Consider the following 20,421-nt stretch of genomic DNA (forward strand, 5'->3'; position numbering starts at 1 on the left):
GATACGGCGTCGCTGCTCCGGTGACCTTAACCGGTTAAGGTAGAGCTGCTGGTCAGGCCCCAAAAAGCGCCTCACTGGGAACCTAGCGTCAAACAGGCCACCCCGCCCCGGATATCGACGAATATCCGAGGCGGGGTGGCCTGATCGGTGGAGGTGGGTCTACCCGGCCATCGAGAGGTACTTGTAGCCCAGGCGGGCCATGCGCTCGGGGTCGAGCACGTTGCGGCCGTCGAGGACGATCGGCGTGCGCATGAGGCCGACGAACTTGCCCCAGTCGAGCTCGAGGTACTGCGCCCACTTGGTCACCAGCACGACCGCGTCGCAGTCGTCGAAGACGCCGTCGAGGGTCTCGCTCAGGTGCCCGGCCATGTCGGGGTACTCGCGGCGGAAGCGCTCGCCGGCGATCGGGTCGTGCAGCTTGACCCGGGCGCCGCGGGCGAGCAGCAGGCCCGCGATGTCGAGCGCCGGCGAGTCGCGCAGGTCGTCGGTGTTGGGCTTGAACGCGATGCCGAGCAGACCGATCTTGCGGCCCTTGAGGATGCGCAGCTCGCTCTGCAGCCGCTCGACCGCGATCTCGCGCTGGCGCTGGTTCACGTCCTGCGCGGCCTGCACGATCGGCATGTCGTACTTGTACTCCGAGGCGGTGGCGATCAGCGCCTTGGTGTCCTTGCCGAAGCAGGAGCCGCCCCAGCCGACGCCGGGCTCGAGGAACCGCGAGCCGATGCGCTGGTCGAGGCCGATACCGCGGGCCACCTCGGTGATGTCGGCGCCCACCTTGCCGGCGAGCTGACCGATCTCGTTCACGTAGCTGATCTTCAGGGCCAGGAAGGCGTTGGCCGCGTACTTGATCAGCTCGGCGCTGGCCAGGTCGGTCGAGACCAGCGGTACGGCCGTGGTGTCGTCGGGCCGGGGTTGGAAGCTCGGCGGCGTGAACGTCTGGTTGATCAGCGGCCGGTAGAGCTGGTTGAGCACTTCGAGAGCGCGCGGATTGTCGGAGCCGATGACGATGCGATCGGGGAAAAGCGTGTCGTGGATCGCGTTGCCCTCGCGCAGGAACTCCGGATTCGACGCGACCGAGAATTCACAGTCGGCCGGGCGGTCGTCGCGCGAGGCGAAAGAATCGCGCAGAATCGCGTCGACCCAGTTGCCGCTGCCGATCGGAACCGTGGACTTGTTCACCACGACGGTGAAGCTGTGGTCGAGGTTCTGGGCGACGCTCTCGGCCGCCGAGCGCAGGTAGCGCAGATCGGGGCTGCCGTCGGCGGCCGACGGGGTCTGCACCGCGACGAAGACCACGTCGGCGCCGGGGATGCCCTCGGCGTAGCTGGTGGTGAAGGTCAGGTTGGGCGCGGCCTCGGCCAGCAGCTCCTCCATGCCGGGCTCGTAGATCGGGCAGCGCCCGCCACGCAGCATGTCGACCTTCTCCTGGTCGAGGTCGACGCAGGTCACCTGGTGTCCCAGGAAGGCCAGGCTCACCCCGGTGGTGAGACCGACGTAGCCCGTGCCGACGACGCAAACCCTCATCAAACGCTCCTCCACCGCAGGTGGTACGGGGATCCGGCCCACGCCGACCGGTCGTGCCGGCCGAAGGTACACGGTGCCGCTCCCGAAATCACGGCCGAATGATACACAGCGTAGAAAAACGTCGTGCAAATCCCTGACGTACGGTTATCGGTTCATTCCTTAGAGTTGTCGCTATTTACGAGTTCAAATGTCACGCACAGTTTCCATCGGCCCTGATGATCATGCGGCGGCCGGGGAGATTTTCCAGGATGGCTACCGGGGGTTGACACGGGCGTAACGCGAACGGACGCTTCTGGGAGCGCTCCCATGTTGACGTTCATCGATCCCGTCCCCCACAGGAGGATCCCCCGTGCAAGTCAGACCCGATTTGAGACGCCGCGTGACGGCCGTGCTCGGCGCCGCCGTGCTCGGCGCCGGCGCGGCGTTGGTGGCCGGTGTCCCCGCGCTCGCCGCGCCGGGCTGCACCGTCGTCTACAAGGTGCAGAGCCAGTGGTCCGGTGGTTTCACCGGCGACATCGCCATCACCAACACCGGCGACCCGGTGACGAGCTGGCGTCTCGAGTACGACTTCCCCGACGCCGCGCAGCGGGTCACCCAGGGCTGGAACGGCGTCTACACGCAGAGCGGCCAGCGCGTCACGGTCGCCAACGCCGCGTGGAACGGCAACCTCGGCACCAACGCGACCGTGGGCACCGGCTTCAACGGCAGCTTCGGCTCGGCCAACCCGGTCCCCACCGCGTTCAGCCTCAACGGCACCCGCTGCAACGGGCCCGGCAACGCGCCCACGGTCGAGATCACCAGCCCGGCGGCGAACACGCGGTTCACCGCGCCGGCCTCGATCCCGATCACGGCGGTTCCGGGCGGGACGGTGGCGAGGGTCGAGTTCTATCACGACGGGTTGCTGCTCAACACGGATACGGCGGCGCCCTACTCGTACACCTGGACCGGGGTGCCGGCTCAGAGCGCGGCCTATCGTCTGCAGGCGATCGCGTACGACTCGGCGGGTAATCGCAGCAACACCGCCGACGTGCCGGTCTTCGTCGACGCGGCGACCACGCCGGCGATCGTCACCGACGCCACCTCGGTGACCGTCTCACCCGGCTCGTCGGCCCCAGCCAGGATCTCTTTGTCGAGGGCGCCGTCCTCCAGCGTGACCGTGGCGGTCGCTCGCAGCGCCGGGGCTACGACTGTGTCGGCTTCCCCGGCTTCGCTCACGTTCACACCGGCCAATTTCAATGTGCCGCAAACAGTGACAATTGCCGCGACCGCCGCGGCGACGGTCGGGTCCACGGCGTCGTTCACGGCCACTGCCTCCGGGCACACCGCGGCCACGATCAACGCGCAGGTCGTGCGGGTGGGCGCCCCCGACGCCCGGTTCACCCAGCTCTACAACGACATCAAGAACCCGGCCAACGGCTACTTCAGCCCCGAGGGCGTTCCCTACCACTCGATCGAGACGCTGATCGACGAGGCGCCCGACCACGGCCACGAGACGACCTCCGAGGCGTTCAGCTACTGGCTGTGGCTCGAGGCGCAGCAGGGCCGCGTGTCGGGGGACTGGGCGCCGTTCAACAGCGCCTGGGCGACGATGGAGAAGTACATCATCCCGTCGCGCGCCGACCAGCCGACCAACGCGAGCTACAACGCGTCGAAGCCGGCGACCTATGCGGCGGAGTACCCGTCGCCGTCGCAGTATCCGTCGCAGCTCGACACGGGCGTGTCGGTCGGCACCGATCCGCTGGCGGCCGAGCTGAAGAGCGCGTACGGCACCGACGACATCTACGGCATGCACTGGCTGCTCGACGTCGACAACACGTACGGCTTCGGTCGTTGTGGTGACGGCACCACGCGCGTCGTCTACATCAACACCTTCCAGCGCGGCCCGCAGGAGTCGACCTGGGAGACCGTGCCGCAGCCGTCGTGCGACACGTTCAAGCACGGTGGTCCGAACGGCTACCTGGACCTGTTCACCAAGGACGCCAGCTACGCCAAGCAGTGGAAGTACACGAACGCGCCGGACGCCGACGCCCGCGCGGTGCAGGCGGCCTACTGGGCCCTGACCTGGGCCACCGAACAGGGCAAGCAGTCGCAGCTCTCGTCGGCGGCCGCCAACGCGGCCAAGATGGGCGACTACCTGCGCTACTCGTTCTACGACAAGTACTACAAGCAGCCCGGATGCGCCTCGACGTCGTGCCCCGCGGGCACCGGCAAGAACGCGTCCAGCAACCTGATGTCCTGGTACTACGCGTGGGGCGGCGCCTATGACACCAACGCCGGCTGGGCGTGGCGCATCGGGTCGAGCACCAGCCACTTCGGGTACCAGAACCCGATGGCGGCCTACATCCTCGGCAACGTCAGCGCCTTCGCCCCGAAGTCGCCGACCGCCAAGGCCGACTGGCAGGCCAGCCTGGCCCGCCAGCTCGAGTTCTACCAGTGGCTGCAGTCGTCGGAGGGCGCGATCGCCGGCGGCGCGACGAACAGTTGGAACGGCAACTACTCGGCGCGCCCGTCGAACGTCCCGACCTTCTACGGTCTGGCCTACGTCGAGGCCCCCGTCTACGAGGACCCGCCGTCCAACCGGTGGTTCGGTATGCAGACGTGGTCGCTCGAGCGGCTGGCCGAGTACTACCACCTGACCGGCGACGCCAAGGCGAAGTCGGTGCTCGACAAGTGGGTGCCGTGGGCCCTGGCCAACAGCACGATCACGGCCACGGACTTCTCGATCCCGTCGGACATGGCGTGGTCGGGCGCCCCGGCCACCTGGAACCCGTCGTCACCGGCGGCGAACTCCAACCTGCACGTCACGGTGACCAGCCACGGCCAGGACCTCGGCGTGGCCGGCTCCTTCGCGAAGCTGCTCACCTACTACGCGGCCAAGTCGGGCAGCACCGCGGCGAAGACGGCGGCCAAGGATCTGCTGGACGCGATCTGGACGAAGAAGGACGCGAAGGGCGTGTCGGTCACCGAGACCCGCGCCGACTACAACCGCTTCGACGACACCTACAACGCGTCGACCGGTCAGGGCATCTACATCCCGCCGGGCTGGACCGGCCGGATGCCCAACGGCGACGAGATCAAGCCGGGTGTCTCCTTCCTGGACATCCGCTCCTTCTACCGCAACGACCCGGACTTCCCCAAGGTCCAGGCCTATCTCAACGGCGGTGCGGCGCCCACCTTCAACTACCACCGCTTCTGGGCGCAGGTCGACGTGGCCACCGGTTACGCCGACTACGCCCGCCTGTTCCCCAACGGATGAGGTGATTGAATTGCGCAAAAAGCTTTTCGCGTACGTGGTCAGCGCGCTGGTCGCCGCCGGGATCGCGGTGGTGGCCCTGCCGCCGGGCGCCGCTCAGGCCCATGGCGCCATGATGGTGCCCGGCAGCCGCACCTGGCTCTGCTACAAGGACGGCCGCAACCCGAACACGGGCGCGATCGAGCCCCGGAACGCGGCGTGCGCGGCGGCCGTGGCCCAGAGCGGCACGACGTCGCTCTACAACTGGTTCGCCGTCCTGCGCTCCGACGGGGCGGGCCGCATGTCCGGCTTCATCCCCGACGGGCAACTCTGCTCGGGCGGCACCGGAGGACCGTACAACTTCTCGGGTTTCAACCTGGCCCGCAACGACTGGCCGCTGACCCACCTGACGACCGGGGCGTCGCTCGGCGTCCGCTACAACAACTGGGCCAAGCACCCGGGCACGTTCCGGCTCTACATCACGAAGGACTCGTGGAGCCCGACCCGGTCGCTGGCCTGGAGCGACCTCGAATCGACGCCGTTCGACTCGGTGACCAACCCGCCCGACAACGGCGGGCCGGGCTCCGACGACGGCTACTACTACTGGAACGCCCGCCTGCCGAGCGGTAAGTCCGGACGTCATCTGATCTACTCGGTGTGGCAGCGCTCGGACAGCAACGAGACGTTCTACGGCTGCTCCGACGTCGTCTTCGACGGCGGCAACGGCGAGGTGACCGGCGTCGGCAACGGCTCGACCCAGCCCCCGCCCTCGGACCCGCCGCCCTCCTCGCCGCCCCCGTCCGGCGGCGGCGCCTGCACCGCGATGTTCAACACCACGGGCTCCTGGAACGGTGGCTTCCAGGGCGAGGTGATGGTTCACGCCGGAGATACCGCGATCAGCAACTGGACGGTGTCGTGGACCTGGCCGGGCTCCCAGGGCCTCGCTCAGGTCTGGAACGGCACGGCTTCGACGACCGGCTCCCTAATCTCCGTGAAGAACGTCAACTGGAACGGCACGGTGGCCGCCGGCAAGTACGTGACGTTCGGCCTGCTCGGCTCGGGCACGGCACCCCCGTCCGTCAACAACCTGGCCTGTACGACGACCTGACCCTGCGAACCCCGGCGGCGGCGCTCTCTCGCGTCGCCGCCGGGTCCTTCTCAGGCCGGCGTCAACCGGGCCTCGGTCAGCACGACGGTGCCGTTCGGATTGCCGCACTCGATGCGCAGAATGAGTTTTTCGGCGCCCTCGACGGAAGCGGACAACCCGGCCGGGCGATTCGGCCCTGACGTTTTCTGATCACCGGCGATCCTCGTGTCGAGGCCACCGTCGTTACGCCGGACCGCGATCAGAGCGGTGACGAAGGTGACGGCTTGCTGATCTGTCCGGGCCGGAAAATAGGGGTGGACGGTCACGTCGAATTGGACGTAGCGCCCTTGCAGCAGATAGGTGATCTCTGACGTCGGGTCGCCGGTCTCGTTGGTCGGGCATCGAACGGCCATCTCGTGCCCGGTGTAGCCGGCCTTGCCCTTGATCGCCCGGGGGACCGGCATCAGGTCGTCCGCGCCCGACTCAGGCTGGAACTGATCGCTGGTGAGATAGACCGTCGCGGTGTTCACCGGCGGTTGACCGGCCGACTGCGGGGTCGGTTCAGGTGCCTGCGATACCGCGGTGACCTGCGCGTTCGCGGGGCTCTCATCGCCTGGTTCTCGGGGCACCAGCCACGTGAGGAGCGCGACGACGAGCGCCAGCACGCCGACGATCGCGCTGATCACGCCCGCTCGGATGCCCGCGTCCCACCGGCGCCGGCCGCCGCCGGTCGTGTTCGGGGTTGGTGTCACCGTGTCCACCAGAAGGAACTCCGCTCGCGAGGAATCGACCCCACATCTTGACCTCAGAAACGGGAGGCGGGGGAGTCTCGGCGGCGGTAAAAGTGACGGGTTTCCGACACAGAAGTCGATCTATCTCCTGCGGTACGGTGCCGTTTACCTCCGACAATTGATCAATTCGAGAATGCAGGAAAGTGCATGACCTCCTCAGATCCCTATCGGCGGCCCGGTGAAACGCCGCCCGGACCGCCCGGAGCGCCCGGCCCGGTTCCCCAGCAGCCCGGCGCGAAGCCGCCGCCGGCTCCGGGGCAATACGGCCGGCCGGCCGCCGCCGTGACCGGCGACGGCCCCGACGGCTCCGACGGGGGGTGGAAAGCCCCGCCCCGGCCACCGCGCCGCGGCACTGGTCTGATCATGGTCACGCTGACCGTCGCGCTTCTCGCGCTGCTGCTGGGCGCGGTCGCCGCCGTGCAGTCGTGGCGCGCCGCCGACATGGCCCGCGAGGCCCTCGACCGGATCGGGGACGGGGCGGCTCTGCCGGGCATGCCGACGAACGCGCCGACCGTCGCCCCGACGACCGCCGAGCCGACCGTCGAGCCGACCGTCGAGCCGACCGTCGAGCCGAGCAATCCGAACGGGGGCAGCGCTCCGGTTCTCAACGCCCAGACGCAGTACAAGGACAAATACGCCGGGCAGAGCCTGCGGCTGCCCTCCGACTGCGGCACGGCCATCTACATCGACCTCGACGAGCCGCGCGTGAAGGTGGACAGTTCCGCCGCCGAGTTCGCCGTCGAGGATCCGTGCGGTTCCGGGGCGGCCTCCATCAACCTGCTCACCGGCGTCGAGGGCAGCCTGGTCGACTCCAAGGCGGTCACCCCCTTCGAGTGCGCCGAGCTGATCCGGACCAGCCCGGTGTCGTCCGACAATCTGCCGGTGCGGCGGGGGCAGGTCTACTGCGTCAAGACCTCCCTCGACGCCGCGCGGGCCACCGCGGGAACCTGGAAGATGGTTCTCCTCGAGGTGACCGCGGTGGGGCAGGACGGAACCGTCGCCTTCAAGGCGTCGGCCTGGGACATCCCCGACTGATCCCGCGGCTGCGCTCCGCCGGTCGGGGGTCCAGCGGGCCGGGGGAGCCGCGCCGGGGCGGGTAGCCTGCCGGGATGCAGGTCGTTTCGAAGTTGGAGCGCCGGGTGGTGACGGCGGCCGAGCGGGCGCTGGAGCGGCAGAAGTTTGTGTGTTCGCTCGACCTGTTGACCGGCTTGGGCTGGGTGCCGGACCGGGCCGTCGACAACTGGCGGCAGGGGCGGGCGTCGAGCCTGGAGGCGGTCGCTCCGGTGTCGGCCGATCGGCTGACCGACGTCATGGAGATCTTCCAGCGGTGGGTGGAGAGCCGGGGGCTGCGTCCCAGCGAGATCGACTATGTGTCCGCGACGCGCGATCGGCGGCCGCTGCGGTTCACCGCCTCGGGGGGTGAGGCGGCCGAGAAGGCGTACCGGCTGCATTGGGTCTCGGCCGAGATGAGCGAGGCGCAGCGGGAACGGCTGACCACGCGGCAGAGCAAGCCGCCCGACCTGGTGGTCGTGCTGCCGGTGCGCGAGTTCACCTGCGTGAGCTGCAGGCGCGACGACGCCGACATGCTGACGATGGAGGACGCGGGACCGCTCTGCCTGGGGTGTGCCGACCTCGATCATCTGGTGTTCCTGGCCGCGGGCGACGCGGCGCTGACCCGCCGGGCCAAGAAGGCGAGCCGGCTGTCGGCCGCGGTCGTGCGGTTCAACCGCGGCCGCAAGCGGCACGAGCGGCAGGGGCTGCTGGTCGAGCGGGCCGCGATCGAGCAGGCCGAGCAGGAATGCCTGTCCGACGAGGAGGCCCGGGCCCGCCGCCGAGAGAGAGATCGCGTACGGCGGGCGGCCGCGGACGAGGTCTTCCAGCGGAAACTCGCCGAGGAGATCGGCGTGCTCTTCCCAGGCTGCCCGGGGGAACGGGCGGCCGAGATCAGCCGGCACACCGCCGAGCGCGGCAGTGGCCGGGTGGGCCGCAGCGCGGCTGGGCAGGCCCTGGACGCCGACGCGGTCACCCGCGCGGTGGTCGCCTCGGTGCGGCACGAGGACACTCCGTACGACGAACTGCTCATGAGCGGCGTGGCGCGTGAGGAGGCCCGGGCGCGCATCCGGGCCGACATCGACCTGGTCCTCGACCGGTGGAGGCGCCCGGGCGGTTGACGCCGCGACTCACTGTGGAGCGATGCAGGTCATCGAGGTGAGCATGATCGGCGTACGGTCCGCCGTCCTGCGGCTGACCCGCGCGGGGAGCCCCCTGCGCTTCGAGATCTATCCGATGGTCCACATGGCCGAACCGGACTTCTACCAGGCGGTCGCCGAACGGCTGCGCCTCTGCGACCTCATCGTGGCCGAGGGCGTGGGCGGGCCGGACCGCACCTCGAAACGGCCCGCGGGGATCACCGCCATCACCAGCAGTTACCGGCTTCCGGCCCGGTTCCGCCGCGACGGCCTGGTCGAGCAGGAGATCTCGTACCGCGCCCTGGGTGTTCCGGTGGTCCGGCCGGACATGACCGGGGAACAGTTCACCGAGGGCTGGCGGGCGGTGCCCTGGCAGCAGCGTGCCTTCGCCCTGGTCGGCGCCCCGCTGGCCGGTCTCGAGCGGCTGGCCTTCGGTTCCCGCCGCGCGATGTCCCGTCACCTGGAGCTCGACGACACCGACTTCCACGACAAGTTCTCCGACATCGAGTCGATGGCCGAGCTGATGGCCCTGATCGGCGACCAGCGTGACCAGCTCCTGATCGCCGAGCTCGACCGCATCCACCGCGAACGCGCCCACGAGCCGATCACCGTGGCCGTCGTCTACGGCGCCCTGCACGTGCCTCCGGTGGTCTACGCCATGCGCGCCCTGCACCGCTACGCCCCGCGCGGCGCCGAATGGCTGACCGTGATCAAAGCCTGAACGCGGCGGTCAGGCCTGGGTGAGGTCGTTGTCGGAGCGGGGGAGGACCTCGCGCAGGCGGCGGCGGGAATCGACCGAGAGCTTGGCGAAGATCTTGCGGAGATGCCACTCGACGGTGCGAGGGCTGATGAACAGGCGCGCGCCGACCTCCGGGTTGGACAGACCGTCGCGGACCAGCATCGCGATCTGCCGTTCCTGAGCGGTCAGCGCATCGCCCGAGGCCATCTCGACCGTACGCCGCCGGACCGTCTCGCCGGCGCCGAGCAGCTCGCGGCGGGCCCGTTCGGCGAACGCCTCCATGCCGATCGCGGCGAACATGTCGTACGCGATGCGCAGTTGCTCGCGGGCCTCGGTGCGCTGCCTGCGCCGGCGCAGCCACTCGCCGTACAGGAGGTGGGCCCGGGCCAGGTCGGGGCGCATGCGGGTGCGGCCCAGCCGGTCGATGGCCTCGCGGTGGAGGGCGTCGTCGCCGGTCAGCAGGGCCCGGCTGCGCGCGGCCAGCCCGGCCGGGAAGTCGGCGTCGAACGGGCCGGTGGCCTCGAGGAGCCGGTCGAGGGCGTCGCGGGCGATCTCGGTCTCGCCGGCCAGGCTGGCCGCCTCGACGAGCTCGGGCAGCACCCACGTGGTGCCGACCGGCTCCCAGGTCTGCTCGGCTTCGAGCGCCGAGCGCATCGCCTCCTTGTGGCGGCCCAGGCCGTTGTAGAGGACCGCGCCGGCCCAGTGCGCGGTGGTCAGGGCCGCGCCGTAGCCGGTGGCCGCGGCGGTCTCGAGCGCGGCCGCGATCAGCTCGGTCGTCTCGCTCTCGCGGCCCTGCAGCGACAGCAGGTGCAGCGCGTTGTAGGGCGGGATCGGGTTGCCGGTGGCGGCGGCGACGAGCCGGCCCTCGGCGATGGCGGCGGATGCCTGTTCGAACTCGCCGGCCCAGGTGTGCGCGTAGGCGAGCCCGGCGAGGGTGTTGGGCAGCACCTGCAGGGCGCCGGCCTCGCGGACCAGGTTCACCTGCCGGGTGCAGACGGCGCGCAGCGCGTCGAAGTCCCAGATGCTGCCCAGGACGACGGTCGACTGCCAGCCCCAGCGCAGAACCGCCTCGACCGGCAGGTCGCCGATCAGGGCCGCGGCCCGCCGCAGGGTCGGTGCGGCGGCGGCCCGGCCCTCGGCGACCAGCAGGGCCAGGCCGTCGAGAACGAGGGTTTCGCGGTCGCCGGTCGCGGGCATGGCGCGGACGGCGCCGGCCACGGCCACGAAGCTGTCCCGGTCGGAGCTGACGGTCGCCATGCCCCACGCGTTCAGCAGCGTCGTGCGGGCCAGCCGCGGGTCGGTGGCGGCGAACTTGGCCGCCGCGTCGAGCAGCAGCGGGATCGCCGCCAGGCCCGCGCCCGAGGTGAAGGCGAGCTGACCTTCCAGTACGGCGATCCGGCCGCTGCGGTGGGCGTCGAAGGGTCCGCGCAGCACCCCCAGCAACCGCCGCACATCGTCGATCTCGCCCGCGTCCAGGCTCGCCTCGGCCGCGGCCAGCACCCGGTCGGCGCGCTGCGCGGGGTCGTGGGTCAGCCCGACGGCCCGCTGCAGGAACGCGGCCGCCGCCGCGACCCCGCCGCGGGCCTGGGCGAGGCCGGCGGAGCGTTCGAGCTCGGTGGCCACCGCCTCGTCGGGGCCGGCGGTCGCCGACGCGAGGTGCCAGGCCCGCCGGTCGGAGGCCTCCTCGGGGTCGGTGACCTTGGCCAGCGCCCGGTGGACCGCGCGGCGTTGTGCGGGGTCGGCCGCGCGATAGACGGCCGAACGCACCAGCGGGTGCCGGAAGGTCACCCGCGCGCCGATCGTCATCAGCCCGTCGGCGCCGGTGGTCGCGGCCAGGTCGACGCCGAGCAGGGCGGCCGCCCGCAGCACCGCGTCCGGGTCGCCGACCGGTTCCGCCGCCGCCACCAGCAGCAGCAGGCGGTCGGCCTTTGACAGGTCACGCATGCGGTTGACGAAGCTCTCCTCGATGCGGCCCGGCAGCATGTCGGCGTTGACCAGGCCGAGCCCGCCCGCCATCTGGGTCGGGGTGAGCCCGCGCGGCAGCTCGATCAGGGCGAGGGGATTGCCGTCGGTCTCGGCCACGATGCGGTCGCGGATGCGCTGGTCGAGCCGGGCGTGCGTGACCGAGTTCAGCAGGTGGTGCGCGTCGGCGTCGCGCAGGCCGGTGACCTCCAGCGCCGGCAGCCCGCGCAGCTCCGGACCGGGCTCGCGGGTGCCGAACAGCACGCCGATCGACTCGGCCAGCAGCCGGCGCGCGACGAAGCCGAGGACCTGGGCCGACACCCGGTCGAGCCATTGCGTGTCGTCGATGACGCAGAGCAGCGGCTGCTGTTCGGAGGCATCGGCCAGCAGGTTGAGCACGGCCAGGCCGACCAGGAACGGGTCGGGCGGACTGCCGTCGCGCAGGCGGAAGACCGTTTCCAGGGCCTCGCGGCGCGGCGGGGGAAGGCCGGGCAGACGGTCGAGCAGCGGCAGGCAGAGCTGGTGCAGCGCGGCGAAGGCGAGCTCCATCTCCGATTGGATGCCGCCGGTGTGCAGTACCCGCAGACCCGGGCCACGCTCGGCGTAACCGATCAGCGCCGATTTACCGACGCCGGGCGCGCCCTGCACGACCAGCACCCGGCTCTCGCCGCCGCGCACTGCCGCGACCAGGCGGTCGAGAGCCGCCCGCTCAGCCTTCCGGTCGACAAACACACGCTCAGCTTTGATCGACCCGCGTGCGGGTTCGTATGACCCGGGTCACAAATAGCGTCAGCGGGCAGTTCTCAGGCCCCTGAGGACGAAGTCGAGGCGGCGCCGGTAGTCGTCGCGGGTCTGTTGGTCGCAGGCGCGGGCGATCACACCGCGTTCCAGGATCAGGTAGGCCAGGTCTTCGGGGGTGATGTCGTCGCGGACGGCGCCGGCCGCCTGCGCGTCGTGCAGCACCTGACGGCCGAAGCCGCACGAGCGGTCGAAGAGCGTGGTCAGCGGCTCAGACTCGGGGAGCGTACGCATCAGGACGTCGTTGGCCGCGGGCTCGTCGAACTGCAGGAGCCAGGTGCGCAGCAGGTATTCCTCGAAGCGTTCGAGCGGGTCGTCGAGGGCCTCGACGGCGGTGATGATCCCCTCGATCCGTTCGAGCACCAGCTCTTCGACGACCGCGTCGATGAGGCCGCGGCGGCTGCCGAACCGGTGGTAGATCGTGCCCTTGCTGACCCCGGCGGCCCGGGCCACCTCGTCGAGCGGGGTGGTCAGGCCGCCGGCACGGAACACGTCGAGGGCAGCACGGCGGATGCCCTCGACGTTGCGGCGGGCATCAGCGCGGAGGCGCCCGGTCATGCCGGCTGGGACGCGCGGTCCTGCCAGGTCACGTCGAGCGCCCGGCGGAACGTCTCGACACCCTGGGCACCCGAGACGGCCCGCTTGTTGTCGAAGACGAAGAACGGGACGCCGGTGATGCCCAGCTGGCGGGCCTGCGCGAGATCGGCGCGGATGTCTTTCTCGTACGCCTTGGTCTTGAGCGCGTCGAGGGCCTCGGCGTGGTCGAGGCCGAGCTCGGCGGCCAGATCAGCCAGTACGGCGTGGTCGGCGAGGTTGAGCCCGTCGGTGAACTCGGCCTTGAACAGGCGCTCGACCATGGACAGCTCGCGATCGTGCGCCTTGGCCAGGTGGATCATGCGGTGCGCGTCCAGCGTGTTGACCATGAGGGTCTCGCTGAACCGGTAGTCGAGCCCGGCCTGGGCGCCGCGGGTGGTGAGCTGGGCGTGCGAGGCCTCTAGCTGCGACTTGGGCATGTTGTACTGCCCGGCGACGTATTCGTCGGCGGGGATCGCCTGGCCGGCCGGGAAACCGGGGTTGAGCTGGAAGCTGTGGTAGCGGACCTGCACCGCGGAGCCGTGCGGGAACTGCTCGACGGCCTCTTTGAAGACGGCGTTGCCGAGGTAGCAGAACGGGCAGACGACGTCGCTCCAGACGTCGACGACGATCGGGTCGGCGGCGGGGCCGAAGACGCTGGCGCTCATCAGACACACCATCCGTCGGTGTTGCAGACGCCGGACTCGTCGGTCGTCTCGATCATGATCAGTGGGGTGAGGGCGGGCTGAGGCTCGGTTTCGACGGGGGCGTCGGCGACCAGATCAAGGCTGGTTGACCGCAGATCAGAGCTGGTTGACCGCAGATCCGGGCTGCTTGAGTGCATGGTGCTACTTGACTGCATGGTCAAGAAAATACCAGCAACTTGACGACCTCGACAAGATGCCGACCGCGCGCCTCCCCGCGCCGTCGAGCCCCGTGTCGGCGCCGCCTACTTTTCTGTTCTTGATCTGAAAGTTTCGGTGAGTTTCGCGGACGTGCCGGAGTTTATTCACGGCATGATCCAGCAGCTAGTTCTTGACGACATAGATGGACGCCTTTACGTTACGGGAATCCGCCTGACGTAGCCCCGAAACTTCCGGCGGCCGACAAGGAGCATCCCCAATGCCCACACGACGCGAATTGCTCGCCCTGACCTCCGGCGCCGCGGTCACCGCCGCGACCGGCCTCCCGACTCCTGCCCAGGCTTTCGGCGCCCAGACCGACGCGGCCGACTCTCGCGGTGGCTGGGTCGCCACCTGGGCCGCCGCCCCCACCACGATTCCGCCCAACCCGCCCAGCGCCCCGACCGTGCTCGCCGCCCAGACCGTGCGCCAGATCGTCCACTGCAGCGCCGGCGGCGACGAACTGCGTGTCCGCGTCACCAACGAGTTCGGCAACGGGCCGCTGCGCCTCGGCGCCGTGCGGGTCGCACTGCGCGACGGCACCGGCGCGAGCACCGCGATCGTCGGCGGCACCGACCGCCGGGTGACCTTCGGCAACCGTGCCGCGGTCACCATCCCCGCCGGGTCGCCGCTGGTCAGCGACCCGGTGCGGCTGCGCGTGCCGGCCGGGGCCGACCTGGCTGTCAGCCTCTACCTGCCGGCTCGCACCCCGGTGACGACCCTCGCCGCCTTCGCCTTCCAGGACAACGTCATCGCCGACGGCGACGTCACCGCGGCACGCACGGTCACGCCGGTCGCCACGATCGGACAGTACGTGTTCCTCTCGGGCGTCGCCCTGCGCGGCCGTGGCGAGGCGATCGTCACCCTGGGCGACTCGATCACCAACGGTGCCAACACCGGGAACAACCTCAACCATCGCTGGCCCGACCTGTTCGCCGCCCGGCTGCGGGCGGCCGGTCTCGACCGGGGCATCGCCAACGTCGGCATCTCGGGCAACCGCCTGCTGCACGACCCGAACCCGGCGCCCGGCAGTGACGCCGAGTCGTTCGCAGCGTATTTCGGCCACAGTGGACTGCGGCGCTTCGACCGGGACGTGGTGGCCCAGCCGGGCGCCCGTTTCCTGGTGGTGCTGCTCGGCGTCAACGACCTCGGGCACCCGGGCACGGTCGCGCCCGAGTCCGAGGTGGTCAGCGCGGACGACCTGATCGCCGGTCACCGCCAGCTCATCGCCCGCGCGCACGCCGCGGGGCTCACGGCCGTCGGCGCCACGATTCTGCCGTTCAAGGGCGACACGCTCGGCTTCTACACCGAGTCGAACGAGCGCAAACGCTATGTGCTCAACCGGTGGATCAGGGCCGGGGGCGAGTACGACGGGGTGATCGACTTCGACCGCGCGATGGGCGACCCGGCCGACCGGCTGCGCCTGAATCCCGCGTACGACAGCGGCGACCACCTGCACCCGAATGACGCCGGCATGGCCGCGATGGCGGATGCCGTACCGCTGAGGCTCTTCAGATGAGGAAGGCCCGAAGAATGAGCGTGATCAAAGTGATCGCGGCGGGGGCCGGGATGGTCCTTCTCGCCGCCGCGCCGACTCCAGCGAGAGCCGCGTCCGGCTCGGTCGACGCCGCTGAACACTTCGCGGCCGGTGCTGCCCCGCCGGCCTCCTCGCCCACGGTCGGTAAGTACGTCTCGACGCAGCCCGGGCCGGGACGGTTCCCGCTGGTCGCCGGTGGGAAGGCGGCGCCGATCGTGGTCAGCGCGGCCGACTACGCCGGCGTGATCAGGGTCGTCGACGACCTGCGGAGCGACCTGAAGAAGGTCACCGGGGTCGAGCCGGTCGTCGGGCACGACACGGTCCCGGCCGGGCGCGATCCGGTGATCGTCGGCACGATCGGCAAGAGTCCGCTGATCGACCGCATCATCGCGCGCGGCAAGCTCGACGTGCGGGGTGTCCGCGGGAAGTGGGAGACCACGGTCGAGCAGGTCGTGGACGAGCCGCTTCCCGGCGTACGCCGTGCCTTCGTCATTGCCGGAAGCGACCAGCGGGGCAGCATCTACGGCGCCTACGACCTGTCGCGCAACATCGGCGTCTCGCCCTGGCAATTCTGGGACGACGTGCCGGTGTCGCACGCGAGTTCGCTCTTCGTCCTGCCCGGGCGGCACACCCAGGGCACGCCCAAGGTGCAGTACCGCGGGTTCTTCATCAACGACGAGAACCCGGCGACCGGCACGTGGGCGCCCGGCTACTTCGGACCGGGCAAGGCGCCCGGCTATCCCGGTGGGCTGAACTCGGCGTACTTCGCGAAGGTCTTCGAGACGATGCTGCGGTTGAAGGCCAACTATCTGTGGCCGGCCGTGTGGGGGCGCGCGTTCGCCGAGGACGATCCACTGAACCACGCGACCGCGAGCTTCTACGGCGTGATCATGGGGACGTCGCACGAGGCGCCGATGATGCGCGGCATCGAGGAGTGGAACCGGCATCCGACCGGGACGGGGGAGTGGAGCTTCCGGCGCAACGCGGACGCGATCAAGGCGTACTGGCGGGACGGTGCGGAACGGATGCGCGACCAGAACATCGAGGGAGTCATCACGCTCGGCATGCGCGGCAACGGCGACGTGTCGCTGCCCGACGGCGACGGTATCGATCTGATGTCATCGATCATCGACAGCCAGCGCGAGATCCTGCGCGAGACCGGGCTGATCGATCGGCCGCAGGTGCAGACCCTCTACAAGGAGGTGCAGCGCTATTGGGACAACGGATATCGACCGCCGGACGACGTAACGGTGGTGTTCTGCGACGACAACTGGGGCAACATGCGCAAGCTGCCCGACGCATCGTTGCCGGCCCGCGGCGGTGGCTACGGCATGTATTACCACTTCGACTACGTGGGCGACGGCCGCAACTACAAGTGGGCCGACACGATCAATCTCACCAACACGTGGGAGCAGCTCGAACTGGCGTACCGGAAAGGGGTTGATCGGCTCTGGGTGGTGAACGTCGGTGACCTCAAGAACGAGGAGCTGCCGACCCAGTTCTTCCTCGACTACGCCTGGAACCCGTCCGCGATCCCGCTGTCCGGCCTGGACGAGTGGACCACCCGGTTCGCGGCCGAGAACTTCGGCTCCGCGCTGGCGCCTTCGATTGCCGCGCTGCTTGACGAGTACGGGTTCCTGCAGTCGCGCCGCAAGCCGGAGCTGCTCAACCGGCGCATCACCGTTGATCCGGCCAAGGACGTCACGACCGACCCGACGGCGATCGTCTACAACGACCAGGCGACGCCGTTCAGCCTCACCGATTACGGCGAGATGGATCGGGTGACCGAGGAGTGGATCTCACTGGCCGCGCGGGCCGCTGCTGTCCGAGCCCGGGTGCCCGCGGCCTGGCAGGACGCCTTCTACCAGCTCGTCTACTACCAGATCAAGGACACGGCGATCATCTACGAGCTGCGCCGCGCCCAGTTCACCAACATCCTGTACGCGGCGCAGGGGCGGGCGGGAACGAACCGGCTGGCCGACACCGCTGAACGGCTCTTCGCCGAGGACCAATCGATGAGCGATTACTACAACAACGAGCTCGCCGGTGGGAAGTGGAAGAACTGGCAGCTCCAGCCCAAGATCGGGTACGGGAACGTCGAGCGCTACGGACCCAACGCACCGTGGCAGCAGCCGGAACTCAACAACGTCGCGCTGCCGGACGAGATCTACCCGCACCTGAAGCGGATCACCGTGCCGGCCGGGTCGGCGATGGGGGTCGCGCTCGACGGCGGGGACCCGGTTCGGCTGCCGTCGTTCAGTCCGTGGCAGAGCCAGCGGCCGCAGTACATCGACGTCTACAACAAGGGGACCACGCCGTTCCGGTACCGGATCACCGCGGGCCAGTCGTGGGTGCACGTGGCACCGGCCGCCGGAATGGTCGACGAGCAGGTGCGGGCGAAGGTCACGGTGGACTGGCGGCGCGCGCCGAAGGGCGTCACCACGGTTCCGATCACCGTGTCCGGAGCCGGCACGACCACTGTCATCCAAGCGCCTATCGATAATCGATCGATCAAGCCGGCCGGGTTCGTCGAGGCCAACGGATATGTGGCGATGGAGGCTGACCACTACAGCCACAAGGTCGGTGACTGGCGACTGCTGCCGGGCATCGGTAAGACGGGGAACGGGATGACGCCGCTGTCCGCGCCGGGGACGCCGCCTGCCGGGTCGGCGACGGTGTCTCCCCCGTCCAGCTCCTCGTCTGGCTCTGTGTCCGGCTCCGCGTCCGGCTCTGGGTCCGGGTCTGGTTCTGGGGCCGGGTTGGGATCGCGGCTCGATTATCGATTGACGCTCACCAGTGCCGGGCCGGTGCGGGTGACGGCGTACCTGTCGCCTCGGAACAACGTGTTGCCGGGTGACGGGTTGCGTTATGCCGTGTCGATCGACGGGGCGACGCCGCAGGTCGTGAACGTGACCCGGGTGACCGGGGCCAACGACACGACGATGAACCGGCAGTGGGCGCGCAACACGTCCGACAACATCAACCGGACGACGACCACGCACACGGTCTCCGGGCCCGGGCAGCACACGCTGACGTTCTGGGCGGTCGACCCGACGGTGATCGTGCAGCGGCTGGTCGTCGACACCGGCGGCGTCAAGGACAGCTATTTCGGGCCGCCCGAGAGCCGGAGGTTCTGAGATGCGCCGGCGCACTTTACTGACCGCCGGCGGGGCTGCGGTCCCGGCCGCGCTCGCCTGGCCCTCCGCTGCCGCTGCCTCCCCGGGACGGTCCCGGCGGTGGATCCACACCTGGACCGCGATGCCGCAGCTCACCGAGCCGAACAACCTGCCACCGGCCCCGTTCACCGGGGATTCGGCGGTGCTGGTCGACACGACCCTGCGGCAGACCGCGCACGTGACGACGGGTGGGTCACGTTTGCGGGTCCGCTTCTCCAACGCGTTCGGTGGGGCGGCGCTGCCGCTGACCGCCGCGGCGGTGGCCCGGCCGGTCGACGGCCGGGCCGGGGTGGCCGCGATCGTGCCCGGTTCGAGCCGGCCGCTGACGTTCGGCGGCCGCCGGTCGGTGACGGTGCCGGTCGGGGCGCAGATCGTGTCCGATCCGGTGGACGTCCCGGCCGGGCGGGGCGCGAACCTGACCATCACCGTCTATCTCGCCACCGGGCAGGCAACGTTGAGTCTCACCTCGCATCCGGGTTCGCGCACCACGTCGTACCTCATCGGGGGTGACCACCACACGGACGCGGACCTGCCCGGGGCTGTGGGCGTGGCGCACTGGTATCTGATCAGCGGCGTCGAGGTCGAGTCGGACTGGCCGGCCCTGGCGATCGTGGGGGACTCGCTCACCGACGGGCGAGGGTCGACGACCGACGGCAACGACCGCTGGCCCGATCAGCTGTTCGCCCGGGGGCCGCGCGCGGTGGTGCTGAACCAGGCGGCGGGCGGCAACCGGGTGCTCAACGACGGGCTCGGCCCCAACGTGCTGGCGCGTCTCGACCGGGACGTGCTGGCCACCAGCGGGGTGGATCGTCTCCTGCTCTTCGAGGGGGTGAACGACATCGGGACGGCGCCGGCGACGGTGGCCGACCAGAAGTCGGTGGCCGAGGACCTGCTCGTCGCCTACGAGCAGATCGTGCTGCGCGCGCACGCTGTCGGCATCAAGGCCTACGGCGCGACGATCACCCCGTTCGGGGGCAACACCGGCTACGACGACGCGGGCGGGTTGAGAGAGGCCACGCGTACGGCGGTGAACGCGGCCGTGCGGCGCGGCGCCCTCTTCGACGGGGTGGCCGACTTCGACGCGGCCGTCCGCGACCCCGCGGCCCCGCGCCAGCTGTTGCCCGCCTTCGACACCGGCGACCACCTGCACCTGAACCCGACCGGCTACCGAGCGATCGCCGAGGCCGTGCCCCTGCGCTGGCTGCGGTGATCTTCGGAGCGCCGAGGCCGTGCCCGTGCGTCGGCCGCGGTGATCTTCGGAGTGCCACCGCCTCCCCCTCCCACCCGTTTCGAGGGACGCCGTCCGGTCCTGCGGTCCGGGCCGGTCTTGCGCGAGAGTGCCCGGCCGAGGGCGCGCATGCGCTGTTGGGTGGCGATCAGGTGACGCGGGTTCGGCACGAGTTCACCGGTGGACAGCACAGCGAGGTGTTTGATCCCGGCGTCGACACCGACCACGCTGACGGGGCGGGCCGTGACACGTTGCGCGCGTTCGACCTCGACGGTGAACGACACGTGCCAGCGTCCGCCGTCACGGCGCACGGTGGCGGACATGATCCGGGCCGTGTCGTTGTCCAGGCGGCGGGCGAGTTTGCGGGCGGACTCGTGCAGCTTCAACCGGCCCAGCCGGGGCAGCACCACATGCATGCGGTCCGGCTCGACCCTGATCGCCCCGGTGGTGAACCGCACCGACGGTGTGCTGCGGCGGCGGGACTTGAACCGGGGAAACCCGACCGGCCTGCCGGCGCGTTTGCTGGTGCGGGAGCCGGCCCAGTTCTTCAACCCGCGTGCGAGCGCGTCCAGGCCGGTGTTGAACGCCTCCTTGGACACTTCGCTCCACCAGGGGGCGACCTCGGGTTTCGCGGCGTTCCACGCCTTACGCAGCCCTGCGAGGGACCACGACAACGACGGCGT

Annotated in this window: 15 protein-coding genes; 8 read left to right on the forward strand and 7 right to left on the reverse strand. The window is 70.1% G+C overall.

What is annotated here, in order from left to right; all coding sequences use genetic code 11:
• Nucleotides 1-159: 159 nt before the first annotated feature.
• Complete coding sequence (locus EER30_RS27765) at nucleotides 160-1,524, reverse strand: UDP-glucose dehydrogenase family protein (protein WP_127503551.1); 1,365 nt, start codon at nucleotides 1,522-1,524, stop codon at nucleotides 160-162.
• A 349-nt stretch (nucleotides 1,525-1,873) separates the two neighbouring features.
• Between EER30_RS27765 and EER30_RS27770 the strand changes: the two genes are divergently transcribed.
• Both EER30_RS27770 and EER30_RS27775 read left to right on the forward strand, forming a co-directional pair.
• Nucleotides 1,874-4,780 carry a glycoside hydrolase family 48 protein gene (locus EER30_RS27770; protein ID WP_127503552.1) on the forward strand — a complete coding sequence of 969 codons (2,907 nt, stop codon included), beginning with the start codon at nucleotides 1,874-1,876 and terminating at the stop codon, nucleotides 4,778-4,780.
• Between the two features lie 10 nt (nucleotides 4,781-4,790).
• Nucleotides 4,791-5,864, forward strand: coding sequence for a lytic polysaccharide monooxygenase auxiliary activity family 9 protein (locus tag EER30_RS27775; protein ID WP_432417571.1), 1,074 nt, complete (start codon nucleotides 4,791-4,793; stop codon nucleotides 5,862-5,864).
• 50 nt (nucleotides 5,865-5,914) lie between these two features.
• Here EER30_RS27775 and EER30_RS27780 read toward each other — a convergent pair whose 3' ends face one another.
• Nucleotides 5,915-6,595 carry a hypothetical protein gene (locus EER30_RS27780; protein ID WP_127503553.1) on the reverse strand — a complete coding sequence of 227 codons (681 nt, stop codon included), beginning with the start codon at nucleotides 6,593-6,595 and terminating at the stop codon, nucleotides 5,915-5,917.
• A gap of 186 nt (nucleotides 6,596-6,781) precedes the next feature.
• Between EER30_RS27780 and EER30_RS27785 the strand changes: the two genes are divergently transcribed.
• The 3 genes from EER30_RS27785 to EER30_RS27795 all read left to right on the forward strand — a co-directional run bounded on the left by EER30_RS27785 (nucleotide 6,782) and on the right by EER30_RS27795 (nucleotide 9,544).
• Nucleotides 6,782-7,669, forward strand: a complete 888-nt coding sequence (locus EER30_RS27785) for a hypothetical protein (RefSeq protein WP_127503554.1) — start codon at nucleotides 6,782-6,784, stop codon at nucleotides 7,667-7,669.
• Nucleotides 7,670-7,743: 74 nt separating this feature from the next.
• Complete coding sequence (locus EER30_RS27790; RefSeq protein WP_127503555.1) at nucleotides 7,744-8,805, forward strand: DUF2293 domain-containing protein; 1,062 nt, start codon at nucleotides 7,744-7,746, stop codon at nucleotides 8,803-8,805.
• Between the two features lie 22 nt (nucleotides 8,806-8,827).
• Entirely contained in the window at nucleotides 8,828-9,544 is a 717-nt protein-coding gene (locus tag EER30_RS27795; protein WP_127503556.1) for a hypothetical protein, read from the forward strand.
• Nucleotides 9,545-9,553: 9 nt separating this feature from the next.
• On the opposite strand, the gene EER30_RS27800 is transcribed toward EER30_RS27795, so the two are convergent.
• From EER30_RS27800 to EER30_RS27815, 4 genes are read right to left on the reverse strand one after another with little or no spacing between them, the layout of a single operon-like run.
• Nucleotides 9,554-12,256: an AAA family ATPase gene (locus tag EER30_RS27800; RefSeq protein WP_127503557.1), complete on the reverse strand. Its 2,703-nt coding sequence runs from the start codon at nucleotides 12,254-12,256 to the stop codon at nucleotides 9,554-9,556.
• A gap of 57 nt (nucleotides 12,257-12,313) precedes the next feature.
• Nucleotides 12,314-12,880, reverse strand: coding sequence for a TetR/AcrR family transcriptional regulator (locus EER30_RS27805; RefSeq protein ID WP_127503558.1), 567 nt, complete (start codon nucleotides 12,878-12,880; stop codon nucleotides 12,314-12,316).
• Entirely contained in the window at nucleotides 12,877-13,563 is a 687-nt protein-coding gene (locus tag EER30_RS27810; protein ID WP_127503559.1) for a DsbA family oxidoreductase, read from the reverse strand. The genes EER30_RS27805 and EER30_RS27810 overlap by 4 nt, the downstream gene beginning before the upstream one ends.
• Entirely contained in the window at nucleotides 13,563-13,757 is a 195-nt protein-coding gene (locus EER30_RS27815; RefSeq protein WP_127503560.1) for a hypothetical protein, read from the reverse strand. The genes EER30_RS27810 and EER30_RS27815 overlap by 1 nt, the downstream gene beginning before the upstream one ends.
• Before the next feature lie 260 nt (nucleotides 13,758-14,017).
• Between EER30_RS27815 and EER30_RS27820 the strand changes: the two genes are divergently transcribed.
• The 3 genes from EER30_RS27820 to EER30_RS27830 are packed head-to-tail and all read left to right on the forward strand — an operon-like array spanning nucleotide 14,018 to nucleotide 19,720.
• Nucleotides 14,018-15,316, forward strand: coding sequence for an SGNH/GDSL hydrolase family protein (locus EER30_RS27820; RefSeq protein ID WP_127503561.1), 1,299 nt, complete (start codon nucleotides 14,018-14,020; stop codon nucleotides 15,314-15,316).
• A gap of 14 nt (nucleotides 15,317-15,330) precedes the next feature.
• The gene (locus tag EER30_RS27825; RefSeq protein WP_240670333.1) at nucleotides 15,331-18,471 is read left to right on the forward strand and encodes a glycosyl hydrolase 115 family protein; all 3,141 of its coding nucleotides are present in this window, start codon (nucleotides 15,331-15,333) and stop codon (nucleotides 18,469-18,471) included.
• 1 nt (nucleotide 18,472) lies between these two features.
• Nucleotides 18,473-19,720 (forward strand): SGNH/GDSL hydrolase family protein, encoded by a 1,248-nt coding sequence (locus EER30_RS27830; RefSeq protein WP_127503563.1) that lies wholly within the window; start codon nucleotides 18,473-18,475, stop codon nucleotides 19,718-19,720.
• On the opposite strand, the gene EER30_RS27835 is transcribed toward EER30_RS27830, so the two are convergent.
• Nucleotides 19,675-20,421, reverse strand: a 747-nt coding sequence (locus EER30_RS27835) for a transposase (RefSeq protein ID WP_164842503.1), incomplete at its 5' end; no start/stop codon positions are given. The two genes, EER30_RS27830 and EER30_RS27835, sit on opposite strands and share 46 nt — an antisense overlap.

The sequence above is a fragment of the Actinoplanes solisilvae genome (genome assembly GCF_003999975.1).
Lineage (GTDB): Bacteria > Actinomycetota > Actinomycetes > Mycobacteriales > Micromonosporaceae > Actinoplanes > Actinoplanes solisilvae.